The organism is Rhizobium leguminosarum, from assembly GCF_019798305.1.
GTDB classification, from domain to species: Bacteria; Pseudomonadota; Alphaproteobacteria; order Rhizobiales; family Rhizobiaceae; genus Rhizobium; species Rhizobium leguminosarum_U.
In genome coordinates, this window is record NZ_JAAXDD010000015.1 from 65,882 (window position 1) to 75,140 (window position 9,259).

Annotated in this window: 13 protein-coding genes and 1 pseudogene; 6 read left to right on the plus strand and 8 right to left on the minus strand. The window is 61.9% G+C overall.

The window, feature by feature from the left end; all coding sequences use genetic code 11:
- The first annotated feature begins 68 nt into the window (after window positions 1-68).
- The 3 genes from HFO99_RS24995 to HFO99_RS25005 all read left to right on the plus strand — a co-directional run bounded on the left by HFO99_RS24995 (window position 69) and on the right by HFO99_RS25005 (window position 1,340).
- Window positions 69-398 (plus strand): ArsR/SmtB family transcription factor, encoded by a 330-nt coding sequence (locus HFO99_RS24995; protein ID WP_222364226.1) that lies wholly within the window; start codon window positions 69-71, stop codon window positions 396-398.
- On the plus strand, window positions 395-859 hold the full coding sequence (locus tag HFO99_RS25000; protein WP_222364228.1) for an SRPBCC family protein: 465 nt from the start codon (window positions 395-397) through the stop codon (window positions 857-859). The genes HFO99_RS24995 and HFO99_RS25000 overlap by 4 nt, the downstream gene beginning before the upstream one ends.
- 64 nt (window positions 860-923) lie before the next feature.
- Complete coding sequence (locus HFO99_RS25005; protein ID WP_222364229.1) at window positions 924-1,340, plus strand: GFA family protein; 417 nt, start codon at window positions 924-926, stop codon at window positions 1,338-1,340.
- Between the two features lie 137 nt (window positions 1,341-1,477).
- On the opposite strand, the gene HFO99_RS25010 is transcribed toward HFO99_RS25005, so the two are convergent.
- Window positions 1,478-2,551, minus strand: coding sequence for an alkene reductase (locus HFO99_RS25010; RefSeq protein WP_222364230.1), 1,074 nt, complete (start codon window positions 2,549-2,551; stop codon window positions 1,478-1,480).
- A gap of 122 nt (window positions 2,552-2,673) precedes the next feature.
- The gene (locus HFO99_RS25015) at window positions 2,674-3,462 is read right to left on the minus strand and encodes an SDR family NAD(P)-dependent oxidoreductase (protein WP_222364232.1); all 789 of its coding nucleotides are present in this window, start codon (window positions 3,460-3,462) and stop codon (window positions 2,674-2,676) included.
- A 113-nt stretch (window positions 3,463-3,575) separates the two neighbouring features.
- Here HFO99_RS25015 and HFO99_RS25020 point away from each other — a divergent pair, with 113 nt between their 5' ends.
- Window positions 3,576-4,151: a TetR/AcrR family transcriptional regulator gene (locus HFO99_RS25020; protein WP_222336277.1), complete on the plus strand. Its 576-nt coding sequence runs from the start codon at window positions 3,576-3,578 to the stop codon at window positions 4,149-4,151.
- 492 nt (window positions 4,152-4,643) lie between these two features.
- Here HFO99_RS25020 and HFO99_RS25025 read toward each other — a convergent pair whose 3' ends face one another.
- Window positions 4,644-4,841, minus strand: coding sequence for a hypothetical protein (locus HFO99_RS25025; RefSeq protein ID WP_222336278.1), 198 nt, complete (start codon window positions 4,839-4,841; stop codon window positions 4,644-4,646).
- 8 nt (window positions 4,842-4,849) lie between these two features.
- Complete coding sequence (locus HFO99_RS25030) at window positions 4,850-5,248, minus strand: hypothetical protein (protein ID WP_222336279.1); 399 nt, start codon at window positions 5,246-5,248, stop codon at window positions 4,850-4,852.
- A gap of 368 nt (window positions 5,249-5,616) precedes the next feature.
- Between HFO99_RS25030 and HFO99_RS25035 the strand changes: the two genes are divergently transcribed.
- Window positions 5,617-6,408 (plus strand): aldolase, encoded by a 792-nt coding sequence (locus tag HFO99_RS25035; protein WP_222364234.1) that lies wholly within the window; start codon window positions 5,617-5,619, stop codon window positions 6,406-6,408.
- A gap of 15 nt (window positions 6,409-6,423) precedes the next feature.
- Here the strand turns inward: HFO99_RS25035 and HFO99_RS25040 are convergent.
- From HFO99_RS25040 to HFO99_RS25050, 3 genes and pseudogenes are all read right to left on the minus strand, one after another.
- Window positions 6,424-6,773: pseudogene (locus tag HFO99_RS25040) on the minus strand (AraC family ligand binding domain-containing protein).
- 62 nt (window positions 6,774-6,835) lie between these two features.
- Window positions 6,836-7,108, minus strand: a complete 273-nt coding sequence (locus HFO99_RS25045; RefSeq protein ID WP_261323315.1) for a nuclear transport factor 2 family protein — start codon at window positions 7,106-7,108, stop codon at window positions 6,836-6,838.
- Window positions 7,105-7,554 (minus strand): VOC family protein, encoded by a 450-nt coding sequence (locus HFO99_RS25050; protein WP_222336281.1) that lies wholly within the window; start codon window positions 7,552-7,554, stop codon window positions 7,105-7,107. Before HFO99_RS25050 ends, HFO99_RS25045 begins: the two co-directional genes overlap by 4 nt.
- A gap of 51 nt (window positions 7,555-7,605) precedes the next feature.
- Here HFO99_RS25050 and HFO99_RS25055 point away from each other — a divergent pair, with 51 nt between their 5' ends.
- Window positions 7,606-8,208 (plus strand): TetR/AcrR family transcriptional regulator, encoded by a 603-nt coding sequence (locus tag HFO99_RS25055; RefSeq protein WP_222364236.1) that lies wholly within the window; start codon window positions 7,606-7,608, stop codon window positions 8,206-8,208.
- 57 nt (window positions 8,209-8,265) lie between these two features.
- On the opposite strand, the gene HFO99_RS25060 is transcribed toward HFO99_RS25055, so the two are convergent.
- Entirely contained in the window at window positions 8,266-9,204 is a 939-nt protein-coding gene (locus HFO99_RS25060; RefSeq protein ID WP_222364238.1) for an AraC family transcriptional regulator, read from the minus strand.
- Window positions 9,205-9,259: the final 55 nt, after the last annotated feature.

Consider the following 9,259-nt stretch of genomic DNA (forward strand, 5'->3'; position numbering starts at 1 on the left):
TAGCGACCGGCCGTCGATAAAACCAATTAGTATTGACTCATCAATTAGCATGCGCTATTGATACCTCCATGACCGAAGCCGTTTCCATCACCGCCGTCATGCGCGCGCTTGCCGATCCCACACGTCGGGCCGTGTTTGAGCAGATCGTCAACGCCGATGAGATCACCGTCGTTGAACTGACGCGGGCAAGCCGCGTCACGCAGGGCGCCATTTCGCAGCATCTCAAGGCCCTGAAACAGGCTGGCCTCGTCACTGAGCGTCCCGAGGGCCGGAAGGTCTATTACCGCGCCGAGCCGGAAGGCCTGGAGCCGCTTGTCGACTGGATGAGCCATTACGGCGTCTTCTGGCGTGAACGTTTTGCCAATCTCAGAACATTGCTGAAGGAAATCGATCCATGAGCGACGCCGCATTGAAGCCCGACACGCAAGAGATCGTGGTCGACGAGGTTTTCCCGCATCGGCCGGAGACGCTCTGGAAAACGCTGACCACGGCCGATCTGATGGGCCGCTGGCTGATGATGCCGGCCGGCTTCGAGCCGGTGGAAGGCAAACGCTTCACCTACCAGACGACGCCCGCCGGCGCCTGGGACGGCACCATTCACTGCCAGGTGCTGGAGGTGAAGCCGAACAAGCGTCTCTCCTATGCCTGGAAAGGCGGGCATGAGGAAAACGCCGGCTACGGCTCCCCGCTCGACACCGTCGTCACCTTCATCCTGTCCGAGGTCGAAGCCGGCACGCGGCTTCGCCTCATCCATTCCGGCTTCATCCTGCCCAGGAATGAAACGGCCTTCCAGAAGATGGGCGAAGGCTGGAAGAAGGTCGTGAAGAACATCGGCGCCATCGTCGACGAGACGGACTGAGGCGGCCGACATCGCGCTTGGCGACACAACATTTTATTGAGCAGCGCTTCATCAGGAGAAAAACATGAGCAAGCCTTACACCGGCGGATGCGCCTGCGGTGCGATCCACTATGAAATCGCAGCCGAGCCGATTGCGATGAACGACTGCCAGTGCCGCGACTGCCAGGCGAGCAGCGGCACCGGGCACGGATCCTATCTAACCTTCCCGAGCCGGCAGGCGGTGAAGCTTGAAGGCCAGGCGACGCATTGGCAAATGGTCGCCGACAACGGCAACGTCAAGACCCGCGGCTTCTGTCCCGCCTGCGGCTCACCGGTCTACCTCACCTTCTCCTACATGCCTGACTTCTTCACCATCCACGCCGCAAGCCTCGACGAGCCCGGCCGATACCAGCCGCAGATGGTGACTTACACCGTGCGGGGCCTTGCCTGGGACAGGGTCGATCCGGCCGCGCAGAAATTCGAGACGATGCCGCCGATGTGACACTCCTGCATAAGTCCGGTGCAGTCGCCCGTAGATCGTCATGCTGAGGCAAGGACGTTCTCAGCCCCGCCGCCTCCCCCATTCGGCATGGTGAAAAGCGCCGCGCAGCAGCGCGGCGCCGGTGCATCTGGCGCGCGTCATGCGGCGATGGAGGGATAGTCGGTATAACCTTCGGCGCCGCCGCCATAGATGGTCGCCGGATTCACCTCCGCCAGCGGAGCAGCGGTCTTCAGTCTCTCGACGAGATCAGGATTGGCGATGAATGGCCGGCCGAACGAGAAGAGATCCGCCGCGCCCTCCGTCAATCGCAACGTTGCGCGGTCGAGGTCGTAGCCGTTATTGGCAATGTAAGTGTTTGCGAACTTGGCCCTGAGCTCCGCGTAGTCGAAGGCAGCAGCCTCATTCGGTCCGCCGCGCCCAGCTTCGACGACATGAAGATAGGCAATGCCCATCTGGCCGAGTTTCTCGGCGATATAGTTGAATTGCGCCTGCGGATCGCTCGAGGTGACGCTGTTGACCGGCGAAATCCGCACCCCCGTCCGGTCCGCGCCGACCTCGGCAGCCACGCCGGCAGCGACTTCCAATATCATCCGGGCGCGATGTTCGACCGAGCCGCCATAGGCGTCGGTGCGGGTGTTGGAGCCGTCCTTGGCAAACTGTTCCAGCAGATACCCGTTGGCGCCATGGACTTCGACGCCATCGAAGCCCGCGGCAATCGCGTTGGCGGCGGCGCGGCGGAAACCGGCGATGATCGCCTGGATCTCATCCAGTTTGAGCGCGCGAGGTTCGGAGACGTCGACGAAGGCGTTGTTCACGAAGACCTTGGTCTCAGCCTTGATGGCCGATGGCGCGACCGGTGCCTGCGCATTCGGCTGCAGATCGACATGCGAAATACGGCCGACGTGCCAGAGCTGCAAAAAGATGTGTCCGCCTTTGGCATGCACCGCGTCGGTGACTTTCCGCCAGCCGTCGATCTGGCATTGCGTATAAATTCCCGGTGTATCCTGGTAGCCTTGTCCTTCCTGCGAAATCTGCGCGCCTTCCGAGATGATCAGGCCGGCTGTCGCCCGCTGGGCATAATATGTCGCGGCGATATTGCCCGGCACGAAGCCGGCGCCGGCTCTGTTGCGGGTCAAGGGCGCCATCACGATCCGGTTCGCCAGCGTTAGCTTGCCGAGTTTGTAGGGTTCAAAAATTGCGTTGTCCGTCATTGCGTTTCTTTCGTCTGATTTCATGGATCTCTGTCAGGTCTCGGAGTTTCGCGCCGAAACCCGGCACAGGCCGGCCTTGCGACACAGCCTGTGTTTGTGACAGCGCGTTTCTTCGGGAAGCGCTAGGAGGCGGCGCGATAACGCTCTGCAGGCTCAGCCTGCGAAAAGCCCGGGATCATCGCCTGGCGCGCGCCCTGATAGGCATCCCATTGGGCGGCATTGTGCAGCGGCGGGATGGTGACCGGCTCGCGCTTGTCGAAGCCTGCCAGGGCGGCATCCACCAGTTCGCCCACTTCCATCACGCCGGAGAGCGTGTTGACGTCGATGCCGGAAAGCTCCCAGATCTCCGTCCGCGTCGCCGCCGGCAGGACCGCCTGGACGTAGACGCCTTTGGGACCGAGTTCGAGGCTGAGCCCCTGGGAAAGAAAGGTCACAAAGGCCTTGGTGGCGCCGTAGACCGTCATTCCGAATTCCGGAACGAGCCCGACGACCGAGGAGACGTTGACGATGGCGCCCGAGCCCGCTTCGACGAAGCGTGGTGCAACGGCGCTGGACAGGCGCGCAACCGCCGTCGCGTTGAGCGCGATCAGCTGGGCGATATTATTGACGGGCTGATTGACGAACGTGCCTTCGAGGCTGGTGCCGGCATTATTGACGAGAATTCCGATCCGATGATCGTCGCGCAGACGGGTTTCCACCGCCGCAAGCTCATCGGATTTGGTGACATCGGCCTGCAGGATGTCGATGGTTACGCCGGTTTCTTCGCGAAGTCGCGCCGAGAGAGCATCCAGCCTTGCCTTATTGCGCGCAACCAGTACGAGATTGTGCCCACGCCGGGCGAAACGGTCTGCATATGTCGCTCCAATCCCCGAGGAGGCGCCGGTGATGAGGACGGTGGGAGTGTCAGCCATTGTCTTGTTCTCTTTCGAATGAGCGTTATATAATTATGATGACGATCCTAATTACTGGTTTAAAGTGATGGCTATCATAAAAAAGTCAATGGCAGAGAGGGAGAAATCTCAACATGAAAATCAGCCGTGAGCAGATGGCCGAAAACCGCCAGAGGATCCTCGAAGTCGCAAGCCGGCTGTTTCGGGAGAAAGGATTCGAGGCCGTCGGCGTTGCCGAGGTGATGAAGGCCGCGGGCCTGACGCATGGCAGCTTCTACGGTCATTTCAGCTCGAAGGACGAGCTGATCGTCCAGGCGCTCGCGCATGCGCTTGGCCAGCGCAATGGTGCGTCACTTCCGCTTGGCGCCTACATGGAAGAGTATCTGTCGCCGCGCCATCGCGACAACAGGGCCGGTGGCTGCCCGATTTCCGGACTTGCCGCCGACACGCTGCGCCAGACGCCTGAGGCCCGGGCGGCGATGACGGAGGGTGTGCGGGCGCAGATCGACGGGATGAGCGAGAAGGTCGAAGGGCCGGACGCCGACCGCCGACGCCGGGCAATCGCCAACTGGTCGGCGATGGTCGGGGCAACGATCCTCGCTCGCGTCATAGTCGATCCCGCCCTGTCCAAGGAAATATTGACGGAGACGCTGGCCTGGATCGATGACGGAGCCGACCGACCTGCTTCGGCACCGGCAAAAGCCGAATGAGGAAATGCGACGGCCAGCGGCCGCGTCGCGCCGCAGCTGTCATACCATCGCCGGATCCAAGATCCTTGATACCGGCCCGCCATAGGTGAGCAGCTGTCGGCTGAGCGTCCAGCCCCGCAGCTTTTTGTCGTTGTTGACGCGCTTTAGAGCCTCTCCGGATTAGATTGAAGCATTCTGCCGGAGCAGATTTTCGTCAGGGCAGAGGCGATTGGCGAAGGGCATACCCGTCGTCCGAGCCGATCGCCTCTGATCCTGGCGCAAAGATGCCCGGCCCACCGGCCGCACTGCTCCGCCATGCGAAGCAAGAGGTGCGTCCGGCGATTCTAAAGTCTTGCAGGTTTGCCAGGCAAATCTGCGGGAGGGTTGGCTGAAACGGGCCGGCTGATCGACCGGCCGGCTTGGCCGTAGAGCTGGGCTACGACGCGCGCCGGCCGGTCGACCATCCGACTCCGTTTGAGCCAACAGAATGCTTCAATCTAACCCGGAAAGGCTCTAGTCTCGATCGTAGCTCGGCCGCCAGCCGCGGGTCATGCCGCCGCCCATCGCGCCTTCTGCCAATATCAACTGCCGGCGCAAATGTCGGACGTCCTCCAGCAGCGTGCCTATTGCGGCCCGCATATCGCCATCGTGATAGGCGACCACCTCGGCAAGCTCATTTTCGGCTGGCCGTGACGATGTTTCGGCTTCCATGCCGGCGCTCAAGGAAAGATGCCGGCCATTTTGAGTTTGTCGCAGAAGCTCGCTATGGCTTTAGCGACGCCCTGGCCGCTGGGAAACTTGAATGGTCGCGTGGCTTCCTGGGTCAGAATCGGCTCGCCGGTTGCGGCGTCATTGCCGGTGACATGCGTCGTCAGCAGGATGCCGCAGGCCTCGCCGGCGGCCTCGTCGATCGCCATCTGGACATCGCCAAGATAGGCATCGCTGGGGATATCGATGATGAAGGCCGTGAAAAATCTCACGCCTCGGCTCCCCGCCACGGCCTTGACCAGGCTTGCATGCGCCTCGGAGACCTCAATCTCCTTCTCCGGCGGCCACATCACATCACTTGCAGGCCACGCATCATCTCCCACGGCTTCGCCGATCGGCTGCTCACGCATATCCGCTCTCCATATCTTTGGTTTTCAGATGGCGGCCGCCGCGCCTGTGTTCTTATTATGTTCTGATAACGAAGAGAGTCAAGACGGGTGTTTTGCTGTGAGCAAGCTTTCAGTGCAACCGCCGGAGCGTGCTGCATGATCAAGCGATCTGCACCCCGCTCCGGCCTTGTCTTGTTGCCTCAATGCCTGAGCACGACCTTGCCCAGGGCTCCGGCTGCGACCGCATTCCGCGCCGCACCGATCTCGTCCAGGGTGAAGGTATCGCGAACCGGACCATGTTTGTCTCCAGCCGGCTTGATGCGAGGCTGATCCGGGGGTAATCCAGAACACAGCCACCCTCTCCTTCGACACCGATCTGAAACGACCCCATGGCGCACTTCCTCAATACAGCCCCATCGCCCGCCGGTGGCCCCAACCAGCCGAAACTTGATACGGACGACATCTGGCAGGCCCGCGTCGATCTGGCGGCCTGCTTCCGGATGGCGGCAAGACTCGGCATGGAGGAAGGGATCTGCAACCACTTCTCGGCCGTAGTTCCCGGCTATGACGACCTGTTCATCGTCAACCCTTATGGCTACGCTTTCACCGAACTGACGGCCTCGATGTTGTTGATCTGCGACTTTCACGGCAACGTCGTGTCGGGCAGCGGGCAGCCCGAGGCCACCGCTTTTTACATCCACGCCAGGATCCATAAAAACGTTCCCCGCGCCAAGGCAGCGTTCCACACCCATATGCCTTATGCCACCGCCCTTTCGATGACGGAGGGCGATCCCCTCATCTTTGCCGGGCAGACCGCATTGAAATTCTATGGACGCACGGCCATCGACCGCAACTATAACGGCCTGGCGCTCGACGCGCGCGAGGGCGATCGGATTGCGGCAGCCATCGGCGATGCCGACATCGTCTTCATGAAGCACCACGGCGTGATGGTCTGTGCACCCAATATCGCCGAGGCCTGGGACGACCTCTATTACCTCGAGCGCGCCTGCGAAGTGCAGACGCTCGCCCTGTCGACTGGGCGTGAAGTCCTTGCCGTTGCGCCTGAGATTGCGGACGCGGCGTACCGGCAAATGCGCGAAGGAGACCCGGAGTCGGCCCGGCTCCATCTGGCGTCGGTGAAGCGCGCGCTCGATCGCAGCGAGCCGGAATACAAGCGCTGAGCCGCAGACCGTAGTTTACGCGTGCGCCGGCCGCCAATGCGGATAGGTGACATAGGCGGTGAGCGCGCCTTCGTCGTGCGAGCGGATGGTCAGCGCTTCACCCTTGGGCATGTAGACGATCTCGCCTGGCCCGGCGGTGACTGTTCCCAAGTCCGTCGAGACCGATAGCTGCCCTTCCAGAACGATCATGACGTCGTCGACTTCAATCGTCTCGGTGAGGCTTTGGCGGGGCGCGTAGCGTCCATAGCCGATGGTGATCGGCCCTCCCTGCTGCTCGTCGACCAGATTGCCGACGAAGATGTCCGCCGCTGCCCGGGAGAACGCTCCAATGCCACGTCGGTAACCGTAAACTTACGGACTTTCATCGTCTTCCTCCATTGCCGCCTGCAGAGGTAGCGCGGAAATCCAGCGCGCCAAGAGCGCTCGTCTATAAAGGGCGAACATGCCCGTGTTCTGCCCGCAACGGTGGCGACACTGCCGAGCAGATTTGATGCGTCGTCTTGATCATCGTGTCATGGCTCAGGACACCGGATCCGATCGCCGAAAGAATAGCCTGTGCAGAGATTGGGCCACGCTCAGGCGTCACCGGCACCCAATCCTGCGTGATGCAGGCGGCGATCTGGGTGGGATCGTTGGAAACCATCGCCGCGTTGAAGGCGCGCTCAGCCTGCTCGAGCGCTTCAAGGGCTGCGGCACTCATGCCGACATGTCCTCGTTCCAGCGGCGCTGCATCTCCTCAGGCGTGACCTGCTCGATGGTTTGCGACAACATCCAGCGATGACCGAAGGGATCAAGCACCTGCGCCACCCGCTCGCCAAAACTCTGGTCGGTCGCCGGGCGCAACATCGTCGCCCCGGCCGATAGCGCCTGCGCCAGTGCTGCGTCGGTCGACACCGTGTCCATGTGGAAGGTCACCGGCGAGCCTCCGACGGCATCGGGAGACAAGGCGCCGAAGTCCGGATATTCGTCTGCCAACATCATCAGTGTCTCTCCGAAGCGCAGCTCGGCATGGCCGATCCGCCCGTCCGAAGGATCGGTCATGCGGAAGGCTTCCGTGGCGCCGAAAGCCTCCTTGTAGAAGTCGATGGCCCGTGCCGCATCCTTGACGATGAAATAGGCGCTCACTTTTCGGGCAAAACTCGGCATGGGCGATCCTCCTTGACTGGTTCCTTTATTAACGTTACGTATCGTAAAGATATGAGTCAAGAGAGTAGTGCAACACCTAGGAAACGAGGGCGGCCGCCGAGCGCTGCCGCGCAGAGGCGTGCCTTGGAGGCCGCCCATGAAATCCTGATGGGCGAAGGTTTTGGCCGCATGACGATCGAAGCCGTGGCGGCGCGGTCTGGTGTCGGCAAGCCGACGATCTATCGCTCCTGGGCCAACGCGCAGGAACTGGCGATGGCCGCTCTGCTGGTCAACCGGCTACCGGAAGCGGAGGTTGGAGGGGGCACGGCGCAGGCGGCTCTCAGCGCGCAGATGAGCGGACTGGTGACTGCCTTTGCAAGCACGCGCGGGCGGCAGATCACGATGGCACTTGCCGCCGCCGACCCGGAAAGCGAATTCACCAAAGCCTTCCGCAATCAGGTGATCCTGTCGAGCCGCAACGCGGGTCGTGTCATCCTGGAGCAGGCTCTGGCTCGGGGAGAGATCGTTCCGCCGCTTGATATGGAGGCGCTGCTCGACATGATCTACGGACCGGTCTTCTTCCGGCTGCTGGTCGGCCATCGCCCGGTCTCGCCGGAGTTCGGCGATGCGATCGTCAGGACCGCGTTGCGGGCCGTTGCACCGTCGGGCGTGTGAGCCCCTCACGTCGCGATGGGCGAAGCCGACGGCGGCGCAGGCGGCCGACCAAGCGACCTAACCGTGATCGTCACCCAGTTCGCCGAGGTGGCGCTGGACCCACTTGATCTCTTCCGATGCGGTGCGCCCGAAATGCCGTTTGAAATCGCGGCTGAACTGCGCCGGGCTGGCATAGCCGACCGAAGCCGCCACCTCGGCGATCGTTCTCGTCCGGCGGGCGATCATCAATCTTGCTTCGTGAAGGCGCATCGCCTTGACGTATTGCATCGGACTGTTGCCGGTCAGAGCCTTGAAATGGACATGGTAGGAGGGAACGCTCATGCCGACGTCTCTTGCCAGATCGGTGATCGCGATCTCCGAGCCATAGTTTTCCCGCAGCCAGGCCAGGCTCTGGATGATCTTTCCGGACCTGCCTTTCTGCTGGAGGGCGGCGATCATCGCGCCGCCTTGCGGACCGACCAGGACCCGGTAGTGCAGTTCGCGCAAAATGCCGGCGCCAAGCACATCCGTCTCGATGCTGCAGCGTAGCGCCGTCAGCAGGCGCAGCAGGACATCCTCAATATCGCCAGACATCCTGCTCGACACGAGACTTCTCGGCTCATCGCCGACCAGTTCGGCATGTTTTCCCACCTGCAATGCGATCTCGGCTGCCATCTGCATATCGAACTCGACATAGACCGCAAGCAATGGCCGCTCGGGACTGGCCGTCGACGTCATCCGGAACGGGACGGGCAGCGACACCGCCAGGTAATGCTCCTCATCATAGAGGAAGACCTCGCCTTCGAGGATGCCATGCTTGCTGCCCTGCAGGACGAAAACCGCGCCGGGCTGATAGAGCACCGGGATGTCGTGGAGCACGGCTTCGGTGCGCAAGATGCGAACGGAATTAAGCGCCGTCGGATTGTATCCGTGACGGGCGGCGAGACCTCCGGCCAGCGCGACCATCTCCCCTCGCCTGGATGGGCCGCGATCACCTTGCATAGGATTTGACAACATATTCAGACAATCCGCCATCGAAGCACGGTGTTCTTCATACTATTTGTCAAATCCG

Excerpts from the sequence above, each read along its gene's own strand:
- HFO99_RS24995 (WP_222364226.1), top strand. The coding sequence starts at position 69 with ATGACCGAAGCCGTTTCCATCACCGCCGTCATGCGCGCGCTTGCCGAT.
- HFO99_RS25000 (WP_222364228.1), top strand. The coding sequence starts at position 395 with ATGAGCGACGCCGCATTGAAGCCCGACACGCAAGAGATCGTGGTCGAC.
- HFO99_RS25005 (WP_222364229.1), top strand. The coding sequence starts at position 924 with ATGAGCAAGCCTTACACCGGCGGATGCGCCTGCGGTGCGATCCACTAT.
- HFO99_RS25010 (WP_222364230.1), bottom strand. The coding sequence starts at position 2,551 with ATGACGGACAACGCAATTTTTGAACCCTACAAACTCGGCAAGCTAACG.
- HFO99_RS25015 (WP_222364232.1), bottom strand. The coding sequence starts at position 3,462 with ATGGCTGACACTCCCACCGTCCTCATCACCGGCGCCTCCTCGGGGATT.
- HFO99_RS25020 (WP_222336277.1), top strand. The coding sequence starts at position 3,576 with ATGAAAATCAGCCGTGAGCAGATGGCCGAAAACCGCCAGAGGATCCTC.
- HFO99_RS25025 (WP_222336278.1), bottom strand. The coding sequence starts at position 4,841 with ATGGAAGCCGAAACATCGTCACGGCCAGCCGAAAATGAGCTTGCCGAG.
- HFO99_RS25030 (WP_222336279.1), bottom strand. The coding sequence starts at position 5,248 with ATGCGTGAGCAGCCGATCGGCGAAGCCGTGGGAGATGATGCGTGGCCT.
- HFO99_RS25035 (WP_222364234.1), top strand. The coding sequence starts at position 5,617 with ATGGCGCACTTCCTCAATACAGCCCCATCGCCCGCCGGTGGCCCCAAC.
- HFO99_RS25045 (WP_261323315.1), bottom strand. The coding sequence starts at position 7,108 with ATGAGTGCCGCAGCCCTTGAAGCGCTCGAGCAGGCTGAGCGCGCCTTC.
- HFO99_RS25050 (WP_222336281.1), bottom strand. The coding sequence starts at position 7,554 with ATGCCGAGTTTTGCCCGAAAAGTGAGCGCCTATTTCATCGTCAAGGAT.
- HFO99_RS25055 (WP_222364236.1), top strand. The coding sequence starts at position 7,606 with ATGAGTCAAGAGAGTAGTGCAACACCTAGGAAACGAGGGCGGCCGCCG.
- HFO99_RS25060 (WP_222364238.1), bottom strand. The coding sequence starts at position 9,204 with ATGTTGTCAAATCCTATGCAAGGTGATCGCGGCCCATCCAGGCGAGGG.